Source organism: Bacillus vallismortis, assembly GCF_004116955.1.
In the GTDB taxonomy this organism is placed as follows: domain Bacteria; phylum Bacillota; class Bacilli; order Bacillales; family Bacillaceae; genus Bacillus; species Bacillus vallismortis.
On sequence record NZ_CP026362.1, the window covers coordinates 3997097 to 4018905 of the forward strand.

26 protein-coding genes and 1 pseudogene are annotated in these 21809 nt (G+C 45.1%); 26 read left to right on the forward strand and 1 reads right to left on the reverse strand.

Annotated elements, in window-relative coordinates:
- The first annotated feature begins 149 nt into the window (after positions 1-149).
- The 6 genes from atpF (at position 150) to BV11031_RS21155 (ending at position 5535) form a co-directional block, all read left to right on the forward strand.
- Positions 150-662, forward strand: coding sequence for a F0F1 ATP synthase subunit B (atpF, locus tag BV11031_RS21130; RefSeq protein WP_003221894.1), 513 nt, complete (start codon positions 150-152; stop codon positions 660-662).
- Positions 659-1204: a F0F1 ATP synthase subunit delta gene (locus BV11031_RS21135; RefSeq protein WP_010328921.1), complete on the forward strand. Its 546-nt coding sequence runs from the start codon at positions 659-661 to the stop codon at positions 1202-1204. The genes atpF and BV11031_RS21135 overlap by 4 nt, the downstream gene beginning before the upstream one ends.
- Before the next feature lie 16 nt (positions 1205-1220).
- Positions 1221-2729 carry a F0F1 ATP synthase subunit alpha gene (gene atpA, locus BV11031_RS21140; protein WP_010328920.1) on the forward strand — a complete coding sequence of 503 codons (1509 nt, stop codon included), beginning with the start codon at positions 1221-1223 and terminating at the stop codon, positions 2727-2729.
- A gap of 76 nt (positions 2730-2805) precedes the next feature.
- A complete protein-coding gene (gene atpG, locus BV11031_RS21145; protein WP_010328919.1) occupies positions 2806-3669 on the forward strand; it encodes an ATP synthase F1 subunit gamma in 864 nt (287 codons plus the stop codon).
- Positions 3670-3694: 25 nt separating this feature from the next.
- On the forward strand, positions 3695-5113 hold the full coding sequence (gene atpD, locus BV11031_RS21150) for a F0F1 ATP synthase subunit beta (RefSeq protein ID WP_010328918.1): 1419 nt from the start codon (positions 3695-3697) through the stop codon (positions 5111-5113).
- 23 nt (positions 5114-5136) lie between these two features.
- On the forward strand, positions 5137-5535 hold the full coding sequence (locus BV11031_RS21155; RefSeq protein ID WP_010328917.1) for a F0F1 ATP synthase subunit epsilon: 399 nt from the start codon (positions 5137-5139) through the stop codon (positions 5533-5535).
- 32 nt (positions 5536-5567) lie between these two features.
- Here BV11031_RS21155 and BV11031_RS21160 read toward each other — a convergent pair whose 3' ends face one another.
- Positions 5568-6041 (reverse strand): hypothetical protein, encoded by a 474-nt coding sequence (locus BV11031_RS21160; RefSeq protein ID WP_010328916.1) that lies wholly within the window; start codon positions 6039-6041, stop codon positions 5568-5570.
- A gap of 177 nt (positions 6042-6218) precedes the next feature.
- On the opposite strand from BV11031_RS21160, the gene BV11031_RS21170 reads away from it, so the two are divergent.
- From BV11031_RS21170 to BV11031_RS21260, 20 genes and pseudogenes are all read left to right on the forward strand, one after another.
- Positions 6219-6449: a DUF1146 family protein gene (locus BV11031_RS21170; RefSeq protein ID WP_010328914.1), complete on the forward strand. Its 231-nt coding sequence runs from the start codon at positions 6219-6221 to the stop codon at positions 6447-6449.
- A gap of 133 nt (positions 6450-6582) precedes the next feature.
- Complete coding sequence (locus tag BV11031_RS21175) at positions 6583-7323, forward strand: YwmB family TATA-box binding protein (RefSeq protein ID WP_010328913.1); 741 nt, start codon at positions 6583-6585, stop codon at positions 7321-7323.
- A 33-nt stretch (positions 7324-7356) separates the two neighbouring features.
- Entirely contained in the window at positions 7357-8667 is a 1311-nt protein-coding gene (gene murA, locus BV11031_RS21180) for a UDP-N-acetylglucosamine 1-carboxyvinyltransferase (RefSeq protein ID WP_010328912.1), read from the forward strand.
- Positions 8668-8861: 194 nt separating this feature from the next.
- The gene (gene spoIID / locus BV11031_RS21185) at positions 8862-9893 is read left to right on the forward strand and encodes a stage II sporulation protein D (protein WP_010328911.1); all 1032 of its coding nucleotides are present in this window, start codon (positions 8862-8864) and stop codon (positions 9891-9893) included.
- 392 nt (positions 9894-10285) lie between these two features.
- Positions 10286-10969 (forward strand): vWA domain-containing protein, encoded by a 684-nt coding sequence (locus BV11031_RS21190; RefSeq protein WP_010328910.1) that lies wholly within the window; start codon positions 10286-10288, stop codon positions 10967-10969.
- 131 nt (positions 10970-11100) lie between these two features.
- The gene (locus BV11031_RS22740) at positions 11101-11241 is read left to right on the forward strand and encodes a hypothetical protein (protein WP_010328909.1); all 141 of its coding nucleotides are present in this window, start codon (positions 11101-11103) and stop codon (positions 11239-11241) included.
- A 52-nt stretch (positions 11242-11293) separates the two neighbouring features.
- Positions 11294-11968 carry a vWA domain-containing protein gene (locus BV11031_RS21195; RefSeq protein WP_010328908.1) on the forward strand — a complete coding sequence of 225 codons (675 nt, stop codon included), beginning with the start codon at positions 11294-11296 and terminating at the stop codon, positions 11966-11968.
- 92 nt (positions 11969-12060) lie between these two features.
- Positions 12061-12222, forward strand: a complete 162-nt coding sequence (locus BV11031_RS21200; RefSeq protein WP_010328907.1) for a hypothetical protein — start codon at positions 12061-12063, stop codon at positions 12220-12222.
- A 244-nt stretch (positions 12223-12466) separates the two neighbouring features.
- Positions 12467-13255 carry a formate dehydrogenase accessory sulfurtransferase FdhD gene (fdhD, locus tag BV11031_RS21205; RefSeq protein ID WP_010328906.1) on the forward strand — a complete coding sequence of 263 codons (789 nt, stop codon included), beginning with the start codon at positions 12467-12469 and terminating at the stop codon, positions 13253-13255.
- A 15-nt stretch (positions 13256-13270) separates the two neighbouring features.
- Positions 13271-14296, forward strand: a complete 1026-nt coding sequence (gene moaA, locus BV11031_RS21210; protein WP_010328905.1) for a GTP 3',8-cyclase MoaA — start codon at positions 13271-13273, stop codon at positions 14294-14296.
- Between the two features lie 186 nt (positions 14297-14482).
- A complete protein-coding gene (gene rapB / locus BV11031_RS21215; protein ID WP_010328904.1) occupies positions 14483-15616 on the forward strand; it encodes a response regulator aspartate phosphatase RapB in 1134 nt (377 codons plus the stop codon).
- Positions 15617-15778: 162 nt separating this feature from the next.
- Positions 15779-16258, forward strand: a complete 480-nt coding sequence (locus BV11031_RS21220; protein ID WP_010328903.1) for a hypothetical protein — start codon at positions 15779-15781, stop codon at positions 16256-16258.
- 71 nt (positions 16259-16329) lie between these two features.
- Positions 16330-16518, forward strand: a complete 189-nt coding sequence (locus BV11031_RS21225; protein WP_010328902.1) for a stress response protein CsbD — start codon at positions 16330-16332, stop codon at positions 16516-16518.
- Between the two features lie 410 nt (positions 16519-16928).
- A pseudogene (locus BV11031_RS23120) lies at positions 16929-17297 on the forward strand (transporter substrate-binding protein); the annotation flags it as partial.
- Positions 17298-17392: 95 nt separating this feature from the next.
- On the forward strand, positions 17393-17923 hold the full coding sequence (locus BV11031_RS21235) for an ATP-binding cassette domain-containing protein (protein WP_244215811.1): 531 nt from the start codon (positions 17393-17395) through the stop codon (positions 17921-17923).
- A 98-nt stretch (positions 17924-18021) separates the two neighbouring features.
- Positions 18022-18339 (forward strand): urease subunit gamma, encoded by a 318-nt coding sequence (gene ureA / locus BV11031_RS21240; RefSeq protein WP_010328899.1) that lies wholly within the window; start codon positions 18022-18024, stop codon positions 18337-18339.
- Positions 18336-18710 (forward strand): urease subunit beta, encoded by a 375-nt coding sequence (gene ureB / locus BV11031_RS21245; RefSeq protein WP_010328898.1) that lies wholly within the window; start codon positions 18336-18338, stop codon positions 18708-18710. Before ureA ends, ureB begins: the two co-directional genes overlap by 4 nt.
- The gene (gene ureC / locus BV11031_RS21250) at positions 18707-20416 is read left to right on the forward strand and encodes an urease subunit alpha (protein ID WP_010328897.1); all 1710 of its coding nucleotides are present in this window, start codon (positions 18707-18709) and stop codon (positions 20414-20416) included. The genes ureB and ureC overlap by 4 nt, the downstream gene beginning before the upstream one ends.
- A 132-nt stretch (positions 20417-20548) precedes the next feature.
- Positions 20549-20950, forward strand: a complete 402-nt coding sequence (locus BV11031_RS21255; protein ID WP_010328896.1) for an Rrf2 family transcriptional regulator — start codon at positions 20549-20551, stop codon at positions 20948-20950.
- A 66-nt stretch (positions 20951-21016) separates the two neighbouring features.
- Positions 21017-21658 (forward strand): NAD(P)-dependent oxidoreductase, encoded by a 642-nt coding sequence (locus BV11031_RS21260; protein ID WP_010328895.1) that lies wholly within the window; start codon positions 21017-21019, stop codon positions 21656-21658.
- The last annotated feature ends 151 nt before the right edge of the window (positions 21659-21809 follow it).

Here is a 21809-nt window from a genome sequence, read left to right on the forward strand (position 1 = left end):
ATATGAACTAAAAATGGCGAAGATCATTCCAAGAGAACCTTCGCCATTGCTTTATGTCTGATAAGCAACCCGCCTTGCCGGCTGAAAAGAGACAAGTGCGGCTGCTGGATCAGCAAAGAAAAACCTGCAGAAGGGAGTTGCCGTAGTAGATGTCTCAATTACCACTTGAACTAGGATTATCGTTTAACGGCGGAGATATCCTGTTCCAACTGTTAGCTATGTTAATCTTATTAGCGCTTCTTAAGAAATACGCTTTAGGGCCGCTATTAAACATAATGAAACAGCGTGAAGACCACATCGCTGGAGAAATTACGTCTGCTGAAGAAAAAAATAAAGAAGCGCAGCAGCTGATTGAAGAGCAGCGCGTTCTTTTAAAAGAAGCAAGACAGGAATCCCAAACTCTTATCGAAAACGCAAAGAAACTGGGAGATAAGCAAAAAGAAGAAATTATCCAGGCTGCACGTGCAGAATCTGAACGTCTGAAAGAAGCAGCGAGAACTGAAATCGTGAAGGAAAAAGAACAGGCGGTTTCTGCTCTCCGTGAGCAAGTAGCGTCTCTATCTGTCATGATTGCGTCGAAAGTGATCGAAAAAGAACTGGATGAACAAGCTCAAGAGAAATTGATTCAGGACTATCTTAAAGAGGTAGGAGAAAGCCGATGAGTGGATCAGCTGTCTCTAAACGATATGCGTCAGCTCTTTTTGATATTGCCAATGAGTCCGCTCAGCTGAATCAAGTAGAAGAAGAGCTAACTGTTGTAAAACAAGTATTTCAAAATGAAAAAGCGCTTAATGATGTGTTAAACCATCCGAAGGTGCCGTCTGCGAAGAAAAAAGAGCTGGTTCAAAATGCATTTGGCTCTTTGTCGCATTCCGTGCTCAATACGATTTTTCTTTTGATTGACCGCCATCGGGCGGCGATCGTGCCTGATCTCACAGATGAGTTTATCAAACTCGCAAATGAGGCCCGTCAAACAGAAGACGCAATCGTATATTCAGTGAAACCGCTGACGGAGGCGGAAATTTCATCATTATCACAAGTGTTTGCAAAAAAAGCCGGAGTCGCTTCACTGAGAATCAAAAATGAAGTGCAGACGGATTTAATAGGCGGCATTAAAGTCCGCATTGGAAACCGGATTTTTGACGGCAGTGTAAGCGGAAAGCTTCAGCGCATTGAACGTCAACTAGCCGGGGAAAATCGATAGAAGGGGTGAAACCTAAGTGAGCATCAAAGCTGAAGAGATTAGCACGCTGATAAAACAGCAAATACAAAATTATCAATCTGATATTGAAGTTCAAGACGTAGGTACAGTCATCCAAGTCGGTGACGGTATTGCGCGTGTGCACGGCCTTGACAACTGTATGGCCGGTGAACTTGTCGAGTTTTCAAACGGCGTTCTGGGCATGGCCCAAAACCTTGAGGAATCAAACGTAGGTATCGTTATCTTAGGACCTTTCAGTGAGATCCGTGAGGGAGACGAAGTAAAAAGAACAGGACGCATCATGGAGGTTCCTGTCGGTGAGGAACTAATCGGCCGTATTGTGAACCCATTAGGCCAGCCGGTAGACGGACTTGGCCCGATTCTTACTAGCAAAACGCGTCCGATCGAAAGCCCTGCACCAGGCGTTATGGACCGTAAATCCGTTCATGAACCGCTCCAAACGGGAATTAAAGCGATCGACGCACTGATTCCAATTGGCCGCGGCCAGCGTGAGCTGATCATCGGTGACCGTCAAACAGGTAAAACTTCTGTTGCGATCGATTCCATCCTGAACCAAAAAGACCAAGACATGATCTGCGTGTACGTAGCGATCGGTCAAAAAGAATCAACAGTCCGCGGCGTAGTAGAAACATTGCGTAAGCACGGCGCGCTTGATTACACAATCGTTGTAACGGCGTCTGCGTCACAGCCGGCACCGCTTCTGTACCTGGCTCCGTATGCAGGGGTTACAATGGCAGAAGAATTTATGTACAACGGCAAGCACGTTCTTGTTGTATACGATGATCTTTCTAAACAAGCGGCTGCTTACCGTGAGCTGTCCTTGCTTCTTCGCCGTCCGCCAGGCCGTGAAGCGTTCCCTGGGGATGTATTCTACCTTCATTCCCGCCTGCTAGAGCGTGCAGCAAAGCTTAGCGACGCGAAAGGCGCGGGATCAATTACAGCTCTGCCGTTCGTAGAAACACAAGCCGGAGATATCTCCGCTTATATTCCAACGAACGTTATCTCTATCACCGACGGACAAATCTTCCTGCAATCTGATTTGTTCTTCTCAGGCGTACGTCCAGCGATCAACGCCGGATTGTCTGTATCCCGTGTCGGTGGTTCAGCGCAAATCAAAGCGATGAAAAAAGTATCAGGAACACTGCGTCTTGACCTTGCGTCATACCGTGAGCTGGAAGCCTTCGCTCAATTCGGATCTGACCTCGACCAAGCGACTCAGGCGAAACTGAACCGCGGTGCGCGTACAGTTGAAGTGCTGAAGCAGGATCTGAACAAGCCGCTTCCGGTTGAAAAGCAAGTAGCCATTCTTTATGCGCTGACAAAAGGACATCTTGATGATATTCCTGTTGCGGACATCAGACGTTTTGAAGAAGAGTACTACATGTACCTTGACCAAAACCATAAAGAACTGCTTGATGGAATTGCGAAAACAGGAAACCTTCCTGCTGATGAAGACTTCAAAGCGGCAATCGAAGGCTTCAAACGCACATTTGCACCAAGCAACTAACTCGAATGCTGATGAGAGAAAAAGGTTCTCTTTTTCTCTCTTTTTACGCAGATGAAGAGAAAAGGTGGTGAAATCTTTGGCCTCATTACGCGATATTAAGTCAAGGATCACGTCAACAAAAAAAACGAGCCAGATTACAAAAGCCATGCAGATGGTATCTGCGGCTAAACTGAATCGTGCTGAAAACAACGCAAAATCATTTGTGCCATATATGGATAAGATCCAAGAGGTTGTGTCAAACGTCGGAAGAGTTTCCGGCAACGTGAAGCATCCGATGCTTCTCAGCAGAGAAGTGAAAAAGACAGCATACCTAGTCATTACGTCTGACCGCGGTCTTGCCGGCGCTTTTAACAGTTCGGTCTTACGAAGTGCTTATCAGGCCATGCAAGAACGTCATCAGTCTAAGGATGAGTATGCGGTGATCGTCATCGGAAGAGTGGGCCGTGATTTCTTTAAGAAACGTGAGATTCCGATCATTTCCGAGTTAACAGGACTTGGAGATGAAGTAACGTTTGCACAGATTAAGGATCTTGCCCGGCAAACGATCCAAATGTTTACAGATGGTGCGTATGATGAATTGCACCTTGTTTATAACCATTTTGTCAGCGCCATTTCTCAAGAAGTCACGGAGAAAAAACTTCTGCCGTTAACTGATTTGGGCAGCGGCGGCGGAAAGAGAACGGCGTCATATGAATTTGAACCGTCTGAAGAAGAGGTTCTGGAGGTTTTGCTTCCTCAATATGCAGAAAGCTTAATTTTCGGTGCGCTTCTTGACAGTAAAGCAAGTGAGCACGCTGCAAGAATGACGGCGATGAAAAACGCGACAGACAACGCGAAAGATCTTATCGATTCACTTTCGCTTTCTTACAACCGCGCTCGCCAAGCAGCCATCACACAAGAAATTACGGAAATTGTCGGCGGAGCAGCCGCTTTAGAATAGAAAGATTTTGTCAGGAGGGATAGCGATGAAGAAAGGACGCGTTAGCCAGGTATTAGGGCCGGTCGTCGACGTACGTTTTGAAGACGGTCACTTGCCTGAAATTTATAATGCGATTAAGGTTTCACAGCCAGCAAGTGAAAACGAAGTAGGTATTGATTTAACGCTTGAGGTCGCTCTTCATTTAGGCGATGATACAGTCCGTACAATCGCAATGGCGTCTACGGACGGTGTTCAGCGCGGAATGGAAGCTATTGATACAGGAGCGCCAATCTCAGTGCCAGTTGGTGATGTAACACTCGGCCGTGTATTTAACGTACTCGGAGAAAATATTGATTTGAATGAGCCGCTTTCTGCGGATGCGAAAAAGGATCCGATTCACAGACAGGCGCCTTCATTTGATCAGCTTTCAACAGAAGTTGAAATTCTTGAAACAGGCATTAAAGTTGTAGACTTGCTTGCTCCATACATCAAGGGCGGTAAGATCGGATTGTTCGGCGGTGCCGGTGTAGGTAAAACCGTATTAATCCAGGAATTAATCAACAACATCGCGCAAGAGCACGGCGGTATCTCTGTATTCGCCGGTGTAGGAGAGCGTACTCGTGAAGGAAACGACCTTTTCTACGAAATGAGCGATTCTGGCGTAATCAACAAAACAGCCATGGTATTCGGACAAATGAACGAGCCGCCGGGCGCTCGTATGCGTGTTGCTTTGACAGGCCTTACAATGGCTGAGCACTTCCGTGATGAACAAGGACAGGACGTACTGTTCTTCATCGACAACATTTTCCGTTTCACGCAAGCGGGTTCCGAAGTTTCTGCCCTTCTTGGCCGTATGCCTTCAGCGGTTGGTTATCAGCCGACGCTCGCGACTGAAATGGGTCAGCTTCAAGAGCGTATCACATCTACAAACGTTGGATCAGTTACATCTATCCAGGCGATCTACGTGCCTGCCGATGACTACACTGACCCAGCGCCGGCAACAACGTTCGCTCACTTGGATGCGACAACAAACCTTGAGCGTAAGTTAACGGAAATGGGTATTTACCCTGCGGTTGATCCGTTGGCTTCTACATCACGCGCCCTTGCTCCTGAAATTGTCGGAGAAGAGCATTATGCAGTTGCCCGTGAAGTACAGTCAACGCTTCAGCGTTACAAAGAGCTTCAAGATATCATTGCGATTCTCGGTATGGATGAATTAAGTGATGAAGACAAGCTTGTCGTTCAACGCGCACGCCGCATTCAGTTCTTCCTTTCTCAAAACTTCCACGTGGCTGAACAGTTCACTGGACAAAAAGGTTCTTACGTGCCTGTAAAAGAAACGGTTCAAGGTTTCAAAGAAATCTTAGCAGGCAAATACGACCATCTTCCTGAAGATGCGTTCCGTCTAGTGGGCCGTATCGAAGAAGTTGTTGAGAAAGCAAAAGAAATGGGTGTAGAAGTTTAATCTGGTCCTAGGAGGGTAAAAGCATGAAGACCGTTAAAGTCAATATCGTTACTCCCGACGGCCCAGTATACGATGCGGATATCGAAATGGTGAGCGTGAGAGCCGAAAGTGGCGATCTCGGTATTTTGCCAGGCCATATTCCAACCGTGGCTCCTCTTAAAATCGGCGCTGTCCGTCTGAAAAAAGACGGGCAGACTGAATTGGTTGCCGTCAGCGGCGGATTTGTAGAAGTCCGCCCTGATCATGTAACCATCCTTGCCCAAACCGCGGAACAAGCGGAAGGCATTGATAAAGAGCGCGCTGAAGCTGCACGCCAGCGGGCGCAGGAGCGTTTGAATTCTCAATCATATGATACTGACATTCGTCGGGCTGAGCTTGCGTTACAGCGGGCTTTGAACAGATTGGATGTAGCAGGGAAATAGACAAAATCCTTCTCTTTATGAGAAGGATTTTTTTATGACCGCACAAGAGAATCAAACAGCGAGAGCAGCGGTTGGCTCTCTTTTTGCCGCAAGTATAAACGATCGCAGCAATTCACGGTATGCCATGATTTCCGGTGTCTTCTGAAGCCCATTGTATAAGCGCCGTCTGTGTACGGATAAGGTTTTACAATCCATTCCGCATCCTCATGATGGGCAATCACGCAATCTATAAGATACACACTGATCATTTTCTCAAATTCTTCAATAGGAAGGTTCCAATCAGTAAGCAATAGCTCTTGTATACTTTGAAAATAAAGGTTTTCAAGCTCTTCAAGGCTTTCTCTCGCATAAGTAAGAGAAATGTTATAAAACTGACACAATTCATTCAGTTCTTCAATCTGTGACTGTCTATAATCATAATAGAATGCAATTGCTTCCCATTCCTGTTCAAAAATTGGCAGGTCCTCACCGTATTGCTTTTCAGGCTGAAAAAAAGAATGATTCACATTTGCCAGCTCCTTTCCAATTCAGTATACCATGTAAAAGAATCGTACTTTAAGCGGGGATTAGCCCTATATATGGGTGATTATTCCATTCTGTATAAAATGTATCATCTTTATCTGTGCTTCTTATATAATAAGAAAGGGTATAAACGCGGAGAAAGGATGAAAGGAGTGGAATAGATGAGTGTATTGGGACAGCAGGCTGCTATCGGCATTGTCGTGCACCTGATTTTTATAGCGGTGACTTGGTGGGCACTGCAGGCCGTCAATATCGATCCGTTAATTAAAAAAGGCAAAGTTGTGCAGGCTAGGCTCCTGATGATGTTGCTGACAATCGCCATTGGAACGGCCGTTGCAAATTTCTTTTTAGATTACCTCAATTATTCACAGCAGCTTCCCTATCTATTTTAATAGGTTTGGAACCTCATCATCTAGGGAATGGTTGGGGAAGGGGTTGAAGCGAATAGCTCGAGTTTTGACGAAGATTTTTACGTATGGCGCCTCTTGCCTCCGGTAAAACTGGGGATAAGGGGGAGAGATGAACATGAACAAAAAACAAGTAAGCCGCGCTATTATCATTTCCGTGATGCTAAGCTTCGTCATAGCTGTTTTCCATACCATTCATGCGAGTGAGTTAACGCCGTTAGCACAACTGGCAGAGGGGCTGAATCGCCAAGATGTGTCAATAGATAAGTGGACTTTGCATGCCAAACAAAACATGTCGCTGACCGAAAAAGAATTTTATCAAAAAGTGCAACGTTTACAATCAGAGTATCGTCAATATGATTGGGAGCTTGCACAGGAAGATAAGGTCGTAAAGGTCATTGGCACATATACTGACAAAAAAAATCGCACTTCTTTTAGGCTGCAGCTTGTCACAACCCTCAAAAAACACAACCCAACTTCGTATTTATTATATGAGCAAATGAGTCTTGAGACACCGAATAGCTGGAATGATACATATGAACAGTTTGAACGTGAGACACTCGGGATATTCCAAGAAAAAGTAGTTATTTTTACTTGTCTAAATGGTCATTTAAATGATAATATGAATATTGTTTTGCAAAAAAAAGCAAATCAGTTATTAAATGAATTTCAAGCAAGATCTGTAGAACATGTAGTTGAGCCAAATTTCGTTTCTATTTCTGCGTTTACAGATGAGTGGGAAGAGTACATCATGACCTCGAAACATAAAATGAATTTGCAAATTGCACTTAGAAGTGCAGGAATGGGCGGAAAACATACCGTTACGGTTGGCACACCAATCGTTACGACTGAATATTAATATAGAGAATTTAGGGACGCGGAGGGGAATACCTTGGAAAAAATCATCGTCCGCGGCGGTCAAAAGTTAAACGGCACAGTCAAAGTTGAAGGCGCTAAAAATGCTGTTTTACCTGTTATCGCTGCATCTTTGTTAGCAAGTGAAGAAAAAAGCGTAATTTGTGATGTACCTACGCTCTCCGATGTATATACAATTAACGAAGTGTTGCGTCATTTAGGAGCAGATGTGCATTTTGAGAATAATGAAGTGACTGTAAATGCTTCATACGCTTTGCAAACTGAAGCACCTTTTGAATATGTTCGTAAAATGCGTGCGTCTGTGCTTGTCATGGGGCCGCTTCTTGCGCGTACAGGTCATGCAAGAGTTGCGCTTCCGGGCGGATGCGCAATTGGTTCCAGACCGATCGATCAGCATTTAAAAGGTTTTGAAGCAATGGGCGCAGAAATCAAAGTCGGCAATGGCTTCATCGAAGCTGAAGTAAACGGCCGTCTGCAAGGCGCAAAAATCTACCTGGACTTCCCAAGTGTAGGAGCTACAGAGAACCTGATTATGGCAGCCGCTCTGGCTGAAGGAACAACAACGCTGGAGAACGTGGCGAAAGAACCTGAAATCGTTGATTTAGCAAACTATATCAACGGCATGGGCGGTAAAATCCGCGGAGCTGGCACCGGCACCATCAAAATTGAAGGGGTCGAAAAGCTTCACGGCGTAAAACACCATATTATTCCTGACCGCATTGAAGCGGGCACATTTATGGTTGCTGCTGCTATCACAGAAGGAAACGTATTGGTGAAAGGAGCGGTTCCTGAACACCTCACCTCTTTAATTGCGAAAATGGAAGAGATGGGTGTAACGATTAAGGATGAAGGTGAAGGCTTGCGTGTCATCGGCCCGAAAGAACTCAAACCGATTGACATTAAAACAATGCCTCACCCAGGCTTCCCGACTGATATGCAGTCACAAATGATGGCGCTTCTGCTTCGTGCAAGCGGCACAAGCATGATTACAGAAACTGTTTTTGAAAACCGTTTTATGCATGCGGAAGAATTCCGCCGTATGAATGGAGATATCAAGATTGAAGGACGTTCTGTCATCATTAATGGTCCTGTACAGCTTCAGGGAGCTGAAGTTGCAGCGACTGATTTGCGTGCAGGTGCAGCGCTGATTCTTGCGGGGTTAGTGGCTGAAGGTCATACGCGTGTTACTGAACTGAAGCACTTAGACCGCGGTTACGTTGATTTCCATAAGAAGCTTGAGGCTATTGGCGCAGACATCGAACGTGTAAATGATGAGTCTGCTTCTGAGCAAGAGAACAAAGAAGTCGTATCTGACTTAAACGCATAAACCACATGAAAATCAGTATGTCACTCTGGCATACTGGTTTTTTATTTTTCGTGTATTATCATCATTATGCGCAAAATAGCAAAAAAGAATACGTAAATGACAAATAAAGTTTCTGTCCAAAACGAGAGTCATATTAGCTTGTCCCTGCCCATAGACTAGACTAGAGTCGAATCCCGAGCAGGAGGCAGCTGAATATGAAACAATTCGTAATTACACTATCCGTACTATGTGCATTGATTCTCTTGATCCCCACACTCTTGGTCATACCGTTTCAGCATAACAAAGAAGCGGAAGCCAGTGCAGAATCAGGAAAAACAGCAGTCAGCACGAAACCGGCATCAAAAGGAGCGGAAACGTTGAAAGCATCGCCTGTTTCTATTCCCGTCTATCGGACCGCAAATCAATCCGTAGAAAACATTCCGCTTGAAGAGTATGTCATTGGAGTCGTCGCCTCCGAAATGCCCGCAACCTTTGAAACTGAGGCGCTGAAAGCTCAGGCTCTCGCCGCCAGAACGTTTATTGTCAGACTGATGGTGTCAAATTCAGCGGTAGAGGCTCCTAAAGGCTCACTGGTCGATGATACACAGATGTTCCAGGTGTATAAAAGCAAAGCGGAGCTGAAAAAACAGTGGGGGGCAAGCTACGAGCGGGATTTGAAAAAAATCACAGATGCGGTTGCCAGCACGCAAGGCAAAATCTTAACGTACAACAACCAGCCGATTGAAGCCTCTTTTTTCTCTACAAGCAACGGCTACACAGAAAATGCAGAAGCCTATTGGACAAGTGCCATCCCTTATTTAAAAAGCGTCAAAAGCTCATGGGATAAAAAGTCTCCAAAATATAAGGCGACGAAAACCTTCACAGCCTCAGAGTTTGAGCAAAAGCTTGGCGTCAAGCTGGATGGGTCTGGCACAGTCGGACAGATTACCGGAGAAACACCGGGCCGCCAAGTCGCAACTGCCGTTATTAACGGCAAGACGCTGAAAGGAAGAGACATACGAGAGAAGCTGGGCCTTAATTCAGCCGATTTTGAATGGAAGCGAAGCGGAGACACGATTACTGTCACGACGAGAGGATTTGGACACGGTGTCGGGATGAGCCAATATGGCGCCAATTTTATGGCGAAAGAAGGCAAAACGGTTAATGACATTGTGAAGTACTATTACAAAGGCACACAAATTTCTGAAGCAGATTCGTTTTTGAATAAATATATGGCCAAGAAGTAGAAAGGACGCTCAATGAGCGTCTTTTTCTGTTTCTGAATGTCTTTTATCCAAGAGCTGTTGAAACGGTTTAGAGGAGCTCCTGGCAACCTTTAGAATGAAAAGGAAATCAGTTCTTTTATCCTAATAGCGGACTTCGAGATTGGAAAAGTAATCCACATGTATCGACAGACTTCGACAGACTCATATAACGAAAGCCAAAAGGCCGGCAATGTTGTTTTTTAATCTTATCATTAGGTTGAAATCACTAATAAAAACAAAGGTTTCTATGCAAAAGTAAATAACACGATTGAGGAAGCCCGCCCTATTTATCTCTCTGTTTTTGTCGATTACGATTAGTTATGTTCAGCGTTGAACATCTGCACGCAGAAACCAACTTGTAAAGGGGTACGAACATGAAGAAAAGATTTTCACTGATCATGATGACAGGCTTGTTATTTGGATTAACGTCACCTGCTTTTGCGGCTGAAAAGGAAGAACCGAAGGCTGAAGCTCCGGCAAACGTGGCAGTCTTGCTTGATGCCAGCGGAAGTATGGCGAAAAGAATAGACGGTGTATCTAAATTTAATTCAGCTAAAAAAGAAATTTCTAAGTTTGCAAGCTCACTGCCGGAAGGAACTCAAGTGAAAATGAGCGTGTTTGGTTCAGAAGGAAACAATAAAAATTCAGGAAAAGTTCAATCATGTGAATCTATCCGCAATGTTTACGGCTTCCAAAGCTTTAATGAGCAAAGCTTCCTCAATTCTCTCAATGCAATCGGGCCGACTGGCTGGACGCCAATTGCCAAAGCGCTGAACGAGGCGAAATCTTCGTTTGATCAGCTTGATACAAAAGGGGAAAAAGTAGTGTATCTGCTGACAGACGGTGAGGAAACGTGCGGTGGAAATCCGATTAAAACAGCAAAAGAACTGCATAAAGACAATATCACTGTGAATGTGATCGGTTTTGATTATAAAGAGGGATACAAAGGCCAGCTGAACGCGATTGCGAAAGTAGGCGGCGGTGAATACTTCCCTGCGTATACTCAAAAAGATGTTGAGAAAATCTTCACTCAGCAGTCATTGATGTTATCTAAATAAGGAAAAAGAGGCTGACTGATGTCAGCCTCTTTTTTGTATGTAACAAAATGTTCAATAGTGATTAGCTGTCTGCTTGTATCATAGTATTAGATTTCCGTTTCTCTGTCGTATTCAAGGAGAAAAAAGAATGAATGATGTCACAGTCTGTATCTGCTTTATGGGCGAAAATTGCTAAAAATCATCGGCATATCAAGCGATTTTGTACAGAAAGTGAAAGCGGCACAAAAGGCAGCTTGCCCTATATCTTTTTGCATTTTGATATTCTAGCATAAAGAAGAATCCAACATAAAGTTGGAAAATATGAGAAAGAAAGGAAGTTGTAGTATGAAAAAATTGCTGGCTGCCGGTCTCATTGGATTGCTGACTGTCTCTTTTGCATCCCCGTCCTTTGCCGCTGAGAAACAGGCTGATACAAATGTGGCTGTTTTGTTTGATGGAAGCGGAAGCATGGTTCAAAAAACAGGAGGAGAGCGCAAAATAGATATTGCTAAAAAATCCGTAAAGTCGTTTGCCGAGCTGCTTCCGAAGGATACAAATTTGATGCTTCGCGTTTTCGGGCATGCTGGAAACAATAAACTGTCAGGTAAAGCTCTTTCATGCGGCACGACAGAAACCATTTACGGCCTTCATCCATATGAAGGATCACTGTTTGACAATTCATTGAGCGAGATCAAGCCAACAGGCTGGACACCGATTGCCAAAGCACTTTCAGATACAAGAAAAGAACTTGAAGCATTTGACGCAAACGGAAAAAATGTGGTGTATGTCATCACTGATGGTGAAGAAACGTGCGGCGGAGATCCAGCGGCGGAAATTGAAAAGCTTCGCGAAGCAAATGTGGATACGATTGTAAACATTATTGGGTTTAACTTTGATGTAAAAGGGAACGAAGAGATGAAACAGGCGGCTGTTGCTGGCGGAGGAGAATATATCTCAGCGGCCAGCGCAGATGAATTCGAACAGACTTGGGAAAAAGAAGCACAAAAATTTACTGAGTAATTGTTTGTATGAAGGCGCTCCCCCAGGCGCCTTTTTCTATTGGTTTAAAAACGATCTGTGCGGGAAAGATACCCTTAAAAGGGGTTGAATATATGAGATTATTAGGCATGATTTTTCTTATAGCCGCCGTGGCGTTTGTTTTGCTCGGTGTTTTTCTAAAACTGGCAGCCTTCTTTTTTGTCAGCATTCTCACCTTGATCGCAGCGATTGTGCTGTTTGTGATCCTGAAAAAAAACCAGCATCATCACACGTAGAGCCCTTTATACAGAGGGCTCTCAGCGTGTCGGCAAACCCCTCATTTATTGTCAAGGCACCTCGGTGCTCAGGTGTTATGAAACGAACGGCGGCTAAATGCTTAGGCGTCCTGCCTACACACCGCCATCATCACATCCTGTAAAAGCCCTTTATACAGAGGGCTCTTTTTGTGTCTCAGAATTCGACAAATTCCGGGGAGTGTGAAAAAATATAATGGCAGGAACATTGCGGAGGGGAAAGAAATTGAACGATAAAGTAACTGCGGTCAGGGATGTATGGCGTTATGAACAAGGGGAAATCAGTAAAATAGAAGACCGGATGGTGACGGAGCATCCATTGACAGTGGTACTAAACGGGAATGAATTTGTGACACTCGTTTGTACGCCGGAGCATATGAAAGAGCTTGTCATTGGATTTCTCGCATCAGAGGGTGTTATACGATTTCAAAAAGAGATTAAAAGGTTTACAATAGATGAAAGTCTCGGTTTTGTTTATGTCGATCTCATTCATCCTGAGACGTTGGATCAAAAGGATTATACAAAACGGGTGATCGGCTCATGCTGCGGGAAGGGCCGCCATTTTTACTTTCAGCAAGATGTCAAAACCGCCAAAACGGCTGTCAGCCAAATGAAGATATCGCCTGAAGCATGTCTGGCGCTGATGAAAGATTTGCAAAATGGGAGCGGAACGTTTCAGGATACGGGAGGCGTCCACAATGCGGCGCTTTGCGACACAGAAAAACTGCTGTTGATGCGCACGGATATCGGCCGGCACAACGCGCTTGATAAATTATACGGACACTGCCTGCTGAACGGGATATCTGTCCGCGACAAACTGATTGTGTTCAGCGGCAGAATCTCATCAGAAGTCCTGTTAAAAGCGGCAAAAATCGGCGTGTCGATTGTGATTTCCAAATCGGCACCGACGGAGCTTGCGATTCAAATGGCAGAAGAATTAAATATCACAGCGATCGGTTTTGTCAGAAACGGATCGTTTAATGTATATACACACCCCGAGAGAATCGGGGGATAGGAAGGGGCTGTAGCTATGATTACAGAATCGCGCCAGATGTTGGATAAAAGAAACAGGCCGCTGAGAGACCTTCGCATATCTGTTACAGACCGCTGTAACTTCCGATGCACGTACTGTATGCCCGCCGAATTATTCGGCCCGGATTATCCTTTTTTAAAGAAGGAGGAGCTGCTTTCATTTGAGGAACTGGAACGGCTTGCGGCGCTGTTTGTCACAAGGTTCGGCGTTGAAAAAATCCGCCTAACCGGCGGAGAGCCTCTCATGAGAAAGGATATGCCTGAATTAATTAGAAAACTGGCCCGTATTCCGGGTGTCCGTGATATTGCGATGACGACAAATGGATCTTTGCTGCCTGTTTATGCGGAGAGGCTCAAGGAAGCCGGGCTGAAAAGGGTCACGATCAGCCTTGATTCTTTAGAGGACGAGCGTTTCAAAAAGATAAACGGGCGCGGGGTTTCTGTCAGCAAGGTGCTGGAAGGCATTGAAGCGGCGAAGGAAGCGGGTCTCGGTGTGAAAATCAACATGGTTGTCCAAAAGGGCGTCAATGAAAAAGATATCCTGCCTATGGCCCGTTATTTTAAGGAAAAAGGGCACATCCTGAGGTTCATCGAATTTATGGACGTGGGCAACACCAACCAATGGGAAAAGAAGGACGTTATGACAAAGGCGGAAATCATTGATTTGATCAATGGACACATGCCGGTTGAATCGATAGCCCCTAATTATAAAGGTGAAGTGGCTTCCAGGTTCCGCTACTTGGACGGATCGGGGGAAATCGGCGTCATATCGTCTGTATCTGACGCGTTTTGCGGATCATGCAACAGGGCCCGTCTTTCTGCAAGAGGGGAGCTGTTTACCTGCTTATTCGCTGCAAGCGGGTTTGACCTCAGAGCGCCGGTGCGGCAGGAGTTAAGCGATGACGAACTGGCAGAGATGATCGGCACGGTATGGAAAAATCGGATTGATCAATATTCGGTCGACCGTACGCTATCAAAAGCATCAGATAAAAAGAAAGTGGAAATGTCTTATATTGGCGGCTAAATTCATGTAAAGAGCTTATCGGCACTGTCCGATAAGCTTTTTTTATATAAGGGCAAAAAGTATTTGCAAACACCGTATTATATAAGGATAGGCATAAAGAAGGAATCATTGTAAGAATTTTTAATTCCAGTGCCATACATTATGATAAAATATAACCAATTAGATAATAGAAAGGGTTGGAGGGGCATGGCCGCGTACGAGATCCCGTCATCTCAAGTAGGAGTGAAAATCAATAAGTGGTATAAGCACATTTTAGCATTTCAAGTGGCTGATGCCGTAAAGCTGAAGGAAGAAATTGATCAAGACATAGAACAGATGGAAGAGGATCAGCTGCTTCTCTTGTATTATCAGCTGATCAGCTACAGGCACCAAATTATGCTGGATTATGTAAAGCCCGACCTGCACGAGGAATCTCAGCTTCAATATCGTGAATTGATCAAAACGCTGGAAAGCAATCAAGACAGCATCTCCGGATTATCTGAGTATTATTTTCACTTGTTTAGAGGAATGTACGAGTTTGAACAGAACAATTACATCTCGGCTATATCCTTTTACCGGAAAGCTGAGAAGATGCTTACGTTTGTAGAAGATGAAATTGAAAGAGCGGAATTTCATTTTAAAGTGGCGGAAGTCTTTTATATTATGAAGCAGACGCACTTTTCCATGAACCATGCCATACAGGCGCTTGAGACATATAAGGATTATGATTTTTACAGAGTCAGAAGAATTCAATGCCATTTCGTCATATCGGGCAACTATATTGACTACAGAAATTATGAAAAAGCGCTTGAGCATTTGGATGACGCGTATCGCCTTGCTTTATTGGAAGGCCAGCCCCGTTTGATTGGATCTGCCCTCTACAATATAGGGAATTGCTATGACGATAAAGGCGAGCTGGATCAAGCTGCGGCTTACTTTGAAAAAGCGCTGCCTGTCTTTGAGGAGCATCAGCTGGAACAGCTCCCGAAAGCGCTCTTCAGCCTGACTCGCGTTCTTTTCAAAAAAGAAGATGCCCAAGCTGCGACGCGGTACTATGAAAAAGGGATTGCCATCGCTCAAAAACGAAACGATTTCTTCAGTCTGGCAAAATATAAATTTCTGCAGGCCTTATATGTGGAATCTGTCAATGTCGATATGATTCAAGAAGTATTTGACTATATGGAAGAAAAAGCACTGTACGTATATATTGAAGAATTCGCCTTAGACGCTGCCGCCTATTTCAGTCATCGCGAACATTACAAAGAAGCGGTGTATTATTATGAAAAAGCGGTTGGCGTAAGAGACATGATCCAAAGGAACGACTGTTTATATCAAGTGTAAGACGAAACCATCTGCTGGCAGATGGTTTTTTTTATACAAAAAAAGGGGAGCATTGGAACGTTTATTTCCGGACAAAACAGGAAAAATCGCTACATATGCTTTTAAACAATTGGCTGGATTCATTCGGTGTTTGGGTCAATGACAAGCATGAGGGGGAATTGAATGTTTGGTTTCAATGATATGGTGAAGTTTCTATGGTCTTTCCTCATTGTTCTGCCGCTTGTACAGATCATACATGTTTCAGGGCACAGCTTTATGGCTTTTATTTTTGGGGGAAAAGGATCATTGGATATTGGGATGGGCAAAACGCTGTTCAAGATTGGGCCGATACGGATCAGAGCGATCTATTTCATCGATTCTTTTTGCAGGTTTGGTGAGCTGAAAACCGACAATCGGTTCTCACATGCACTTGTGTATGCCGGGGGCAGCCTGTTTAATCTGATAACGATTTTCGCTGTCAATTTGCTGATTATACACAGTGTATTAAAACCGAATGTATTTTTCTATCAGTTCGTCTATTTTTCTACGTATTATGTGTTTTTCGCCCTGCTGCCGGTTCGATATTCAGAAAAAAAGTCATCAGACGGGCTGGCGATTTACAAGGTGCTTCGCTACGGAGAGCGCTATGAAATCGATAAATAACATTCAATTGTTTACCGTCTCTCAGATCGGGAAGATAACAAGTACACAGATCTTGAAGGGAGAGAATCAACATGGGTAATGATAGTGTAAAAGATAAAATGAAAGGCGGCTTTAATAAAGCCAAAGGAGAAGTGAAGGACAAAGCCGGAGATATGACCGATAAAGCGGACATGCAGGCTGAAGGCAAAAAAGATAAAGCGAAAGGCGAGATCCAAAAGGATATCGGGGAAGCGAAAGATAAATTCATAGATAAAGATTAATCTTACGGAAAAGGCAGGAAACGATATGTTTCTTGCCTTTTTTTGATGTAACCAAATGTAACAAAAAAGTCCATTGATTTGGTTAAAGTATCCAAATTTTTTAAATATTCTTTGAATTAATATCCCTCTTCTATATAATAATGACATGAGTTGTTAACTTTTATTACATTTAATGGTGAAATTTAGACAAAGGGAGGCTCTGAATGAAAAACTAAAGGGTTGGCATACAATCTGTTTTTCTGTTGTTTCTGCTAATGATTCTGATAACGGGATGCGCTGCGCCGAAGAAAGTGTCGGAAGCCAGCGGAGATGCGAAAAAAACGGTTGATATCGACACAAGCGGGGATGCAGTGAAGGTTGGGATTCTTCACTCGTTAAGCGGGACAATGGCGATCAGCGAAGTGTCCGTTCATGATGCGGTATGGAATTACTTCCAGACAACCAATACGAGCGTAAATCAAACGTTCGTGAAGAACTATAAAAAGATGAACGGCGGTAACAGGGTGACGAGCGACCCGATTGAAGCGGGTTATAATGCGGTATATCTCTGGGCGGCGGCTGTTGAAAAAGCCAAGTCCTTTGATGTCGATAAGGTGAAGAAAGCGGCTGACGGGATTACATTTAATGCCCCGGGCGGCCCAGTGAAAATCGACGGAGATACACAGCATCTTTACAAAACGGTCAGAATCGGGGAAATCATGGGGGATGGACAGTTTAAAGAAGTATGGAACTCAGGTGACCTGGTAAAACCTGATCCGTATGTTGGGCAAAGGGGTTAACTAAATAAATCAAAGCCGTTTGCGGCGGAGGAGGTTCATTATGACACAATTTATTAAAAGGGGTCATAGGCCTGCTTCCGGCTAAACAGGGGGATATTTGTTTTAAACAAACGTTTATTCAAAACGAAAAGGCAGAAAAACGGGCAAGAATGGGGATTGCGTACGTTCCGCAGGGAAGAGATATCTTTGCCTCCTTAACCGTTCGTGAAAACCTGCTGCTCGGGGAGGAGCCGCTTCTGAAGAAGAAGCGGACGGGGCAGGTAAAGGAAGAGATTTTTCAGTGGTTTCCTGTTTTAAAGGAAATGCTTGACCGCAAAGGCGGTGATTTAAGCGGAGGGCAGCAGCAGCAGCTTGCAATTGCCAGAGCGCTGATGGGAAATCCAAAAATTATTTTACTTGATGAACCAATGGAAGGAGTTCAACCTTCAATTGTCGAACTAATCAGACAAGTTATCATAGAAATTTCCAGAAAAAATGACATTTCCGTTATGTTAGTCGAGCACAGTTTGGAAAACGCGTTCACATGTGCTGACTATCTTTATGTGATCGACAGGGGAATGGTTGTCGACCATGGAAAGGCGGATGAAGAAACGGCACGCCGCTTTGAAAGGCATCTTATTGTATGAACATCACGTGAAGAAAGGGAGGTGATGTCCCGCCTGCATGTTCCGTAAATTCGCAGTAATAGTATCCGATTAATAAGACAAAAGAAGGAGGACTACAGTTGAAACTGACACCGGTTGAACAAGAAAAATTGCTTATTTTTGCAGCGGGAGAATTAGCGAAACAGCGAAAAGCACGGGGCGTTCTGCTGAACTACCCTGAGGCTGCCGCTTATATTACCTGCTTTATCATGGAAGGCGCCCGTGACGGAAAGGGAGTAGCGGAGCTAATGGAAGCCGGACGTCATGTGTTAACGGAAAAAGAGGTGATGGAGGGTGTGCCTGAGATGCTCGACAGCATTCAGGTGGAGGCCACATTTCCGGATGGGGTGAAGCTTGTTACGGTACATCAGCCCATTTCTGCGGAGGTGAAGTCATGAAGCCGGGAGCATTCCAAATTGTTGAGGGAACCATTACGATTAATGAAGGCCGCCAGACACGGGAGATAGCGGTAAAAAACACCGGATCACGCTCCATTCAAGTCGGCTCACATTTTCATTTTGCGGAAGCCAATGGGGCATTAACATTTGACCGCAAGCAGGCAATCGGCATGCGCCTGGACGTTCCATCAGGCACGTCGGTCCGTTTTGAGCCGGGCGAGAGGAAAACGGTTACGCTTGTGGAAATCGGAGGACGAAAGACAATCAGAGGCCTGAACGGAATGGCCGACACGTTTATCGATGAACGCGGCAAAGAAAAAACGGCAGCCAACTTACATCAAGCCGGCTGGATGGAAGGTGTTATCCGATGAAAATGTCACGGGAGCAATATGCGGAGCTGTTTGGTCCGACAACGGGCGATAAAATTAGATTGGGCGATACGGATTTATGGATCGAAGTCGAAAAGGATTTTACAGTATACGGTGAAGAAATGATCTTTGGCGGCGGAAAAACGATCCGCGACGGCATGGGCCAAAACGGCAGAATCACAGGGAAAGACGGCGCTTTGGATTTGGTCATCACCAATGTCGTGCTCTTGGATTACACAGGCATTGTTAAAGCGGATGTCGGTGTGAAGGATGGACGGATTGTCGGCGTCGGGAAAAGCGGAAACCCTGATATCATGGACGGAGTCGATCCGCATATGGTCATCGGCGCGGGTACAGAGGTGATATCAGGTGAAGGCAAAGTCTTAACAGCCGGAGGTGTGGATACGCACATTCATTTTATATGTCCTCAGCAGATGGAAGTTGCGCTTTCTTCAGGTGTGACAACCCTTTTGGGAGGCGGAACAGGACCCGCTACAGGAAGCAAAGCGACAACATGCACATCCGGCGCGTGGTATATGGCAAGAATGCTGGAAGCAGCCGAGGAGTTTCCAATCAATGTCGGCTTCTTAGGAAAAGGGAACGCGTCCGATAAAGCGCCGCTGATCGAGCAGGTGGAAGCAGGCGCCATAGGTCTTAAGCTTCACGAGGACTGGGGCACGACGCCAAGGGCCATCAAAACGTGTATGGAAGTCGTGGATGAGGCTGATATTCAAGTCGCCATCCATACTGATACAATTAATGAAGCAGGCTTCTTGGAAAACACGCTCGATGCGATCGGGGACCGGGTCATTCATACTTATCATATTGAAGGAGCAGGCGGCGGCCACGCCCCGGATATAATGAAGCTCGCCTCTTACGCAAACATTCTGCCGTCATCCACAACGCCAACCATTCCTTACACCGTTAATACGATGGATGAGCATCTTGATATGATGATGGTCTGCCACCATTTAGATGTGAAAGTGCCTGAAGATGTGGCGTTCAGCCATTCCAGAATCAGGGCTGCGACCATTGCGGCAGAGGACATTCTCCATGATATCGGCGCGATCAGCATGACATCATCGGATTCCCAAGCGATGGGACGGGTCGGTGAAGTGATCATCCGAACGTGGCAAGTAGCCGACAAAATGAAGAAGCAGCGCGGCGCTCTTGCCGGTGAAAACGGAAACGACAATGTGCGGGCAAAACGCTATATTGCCAAATACACAATTAATCCGGCGATTACACATGGCCTCAGCCATGAAGTCGGCTCGGTGGAAAAAGGGAAGCTCGCAGATCTGGTTCTGTGGGACCCGGTATTCTTCGGTGTAAAACCGGAACTGGTCTTAAAGGGCGGCATGATTGCCCGTGCGCAAATGGGAGATCCGAACGCGTCCATTCCGACGCCTGAACCGGTATTTATGCGCCAAATGTATGCATCGTACGGAAAAGCCAATCGCTCAACCTCAATTACATTTATGTCTCAGGCAAGCATTGAGCGGGGTGTGGCGGAAAGCTTAGGGCTGGAAAAAAGAATTTCACCAGTCAAACATATCAGAAAGCTCAGCAAGCTGGATATGAAATTGAACTCAGCATTGCCGAAGATCGAAGTTGACCCAAAAACCTATCAGGTCTTCGCGGACGGAGAGGAATTGTCTTGCCAGCCTGTCGATTACGTTCCGCTCGGACAACGATATTTCTTATTCTGACAAGACGCGGCCGGAGTGAATCCGGCCGTACTATTGACTCAAAACGGTGCACAAGAACCCCTCGGTAGTGTATATTAAATGTTGACAAATGAATCAAGTGTAACTATTATAGTTACAACGGTGGTGAAAAACATGATTAACAGCCGTCTTGCTGTTGCCATTCATATTTTATCCCTCATTTCGATGGATGAAAAAGAGTCTTCAGAAACCATCGCTGGCAGCGTCAACACCAATCCGGTTGTCGTGCGAAGAATGATCAGCATGCTGAAAAAAGCGGATATTCTCACATCCCGCGCCGGGGTTCCGGGTGCAAGCCTCAAAAAAGATCCGGCTGATATTTCTCTTTTAGAAGTATATCGAGCTGTCCAAAAGCAAGATGAACTCTTTGCGGTTCATGAAAACCCGAATCCAAACTGTCCGGTAGGGAGAAAAATTCAGAACGCACTGGATGAAACATTTGAAAGTGTGCAAAAAGCGATGGAAAATGAACTGGCAAGCAAGTCATTAAAAGACGTTATGAATCATCTCTTTTAATCAAAAGGGATGACTTCTCACCGCCAACATGTAACTAAAATTGTTACAACAAGGAGGATATGAAACATGAAAATTGGAATTATCGGTGCAAGCGGAAAAGCAGGGAACGAGATTTTGAAAGAAGCGAAAACAAGAGGCCATGAAGTGACTGCCATCGTCCGAAACGCTTCAAAAGTGCAGGAACAGGGCATAGCGATTTTGGAGAAAGATGTGTTTGAACTGACTGCAGAAGATATCAAGCCTTTCGATGCGGTCGTCAACGCTTTTGGAGCAGCGCCTGGTGAGGAGCATCTTCATGTGGAGGCAGGCAGAGCGCTAATCAGCATCTTAAAAGATGCGAAAAACACAAGATTGCTTGTCGTCGGCGGAGCAGGAAGCCTGTTTGTTGATGAAGCCAAAACAACACGTTTAATGGATACATCGGAATTCCCGAAAGAATATGTGCCGACTGCATCAAATCAAGGGGAGAACCTGAAAGATTTGCAGCAGACAGACTCCATTTCCTGGACGTTCCTCAGTCCAGCGGCATTTTTTGATCCAGCAGGAAAACGGACGGGTACTTACCAAAAAGGAAAAGACAATGTCATCGTAAACGAAAAAGGCGACAGCTATATCAGTTATGCAGATTACGCCATTGCCGTATTGGATGAGCTTGAACAACCTGCACACTTAAATGAGCGCTTCACAGTGGTAAGCGAAGCGGAATAATAAAAAAATCGGAGCCTCCTTCGGTTCCAACGTGACGGCAAATCCGTGTCTTATGACAGGAACGGCGGCTAATCGCCTCAGGCGTCCTGCCTAAATGGCGCCATTATCACATCCTGTAAAAGCCTGATTTGATGCTTAGACTTTAAGGGGT

Bases quoted from the DNA above. Each gene is read 5' to 3' on its own strand.
- BV11031_RS21225 (WP_010328902.1), top strand. From the start codon at position 16,330: ATGGGTAATGATAGTGTAAAAGATAAAATGAAAGGCGGCTTTAATAAA.
- spoIID (WP_010328911.1), top strand. From the start codon at position 8,862: ATGAAACAATTCGTAATTACACTATCCGTACTATGTGCATTGATTCTC.
- ureB (WP_010328898.1), top strand. From the start codon at position 18,336: ATGAAGCCGGGAGCATTCCAAATTGTTGAGGGAACCATTACGATTAAT.
- BV11031_RS21255 (WP_010328896.1), top strand. From the start codon at position 20,549: ATGATTAACAGCCGTCTTGCTGTTGCCATTCATATTTTATCCCTCATT.
- atpF (WP_003221894.1), top strand. From the start codon at position 150: ATGTCTCAATTACCACTTGAACTAGGATTATCGTTTAACGGCGGAGAT.
- BV11031_RS21200 (WP_010328907.1), top strand. From the start codon at position 12,061: ATGAGATTATTAGGCATGATTTTTCTTATAGCCGCCGTGGCGTTTGTT.
- BV11031_RS22740 (WP_010328909.1), top strand. From the start codon at position 11,101: ATGATGTCACAGTCTGTATCTGCTTTATGGGCGAAAATTGCTAAAAAT.
- BV11031_RS21190 (WP_010328910.1), top strand. From the start codon at position 10,286: ATGAAGAAAAGATTTTCACTGATCATGATGACAGGCTTGTTATTTGGA.
- atpD (WP_010328918.1), top strand. From the start codon at position 3,695: ATGAAGAAAGGACGCGTTAGCCAGGTATTAGGGCCGGTCGTCGACGTA.
- ureC (WP_010328897.1), top strand. From the start codon at position 18,707: ATGAAAATGTCACGGGAGCAATATGCGGAGCTGTTTGGTCCGACAACG.
- BV11031_RS21175 (WP_010328913.1), top strand. From the start codon at position 6,583: ATGAACAAAAAACAAGTAAGCCGCGCTATTATCATTTCCGTGATGCTA.
- BV11031_RS21195 (WP_010328908.1), top strand. From the start codon at position 11,294: ATGAAAAAATTGCTGGCTGCCGGTCTCATTGGATTGCTGACTGTCTCT.
- BV11031_RS21260 (WP_010328895.1), top strand. From the start codon at position 21,017: ATGAAAATTGGAATTATCGGTGCAAGCGGAAAAGCAGGGAACGAGATT.
- moaA (WP_010328905.1), top strand. From the start codon at position 13,271: ATGATTACAGAATCGCGCCAGATGTTGGATAAAAGAAACAGGCCGCTG.
- BV11031_RS21155 (WP_010328917.1), top strand. From the start codon at position 5,137: ATGAAGACCGTTAAAGTCAATATCGTTACTCCCGACGGCCCAGTATAC.
- BV11031_RS21135 (WP_010328921.1), top strand. From the start codon at position 659: ATGAGTGGATCAGCTGTCTCTAAACGATATGCGTCAGCTCTTTTTGAT.
- BV11031_RS21170 (WP_010328914.1), top strand. From the start codon at position 6,219: ATGAGTGTATTGGGACAGCAGGCTGCTATCGGCATTGTCGTGCACCTG.
- BV11031_RS21220 (WP_010328903.1), top strand. From the start codon at position 15,779: ATGTTTGGTTTCAATGATATGGTGAAGTTTCTATGGTCTTTCCTCATT.
- rapB (WP_010328904.1), top strand. From the start codon at position 14,483: ATGGCCGCGTACGAGATCCCGTCATCTCAAGTAGGAGTGAAAATCAAT.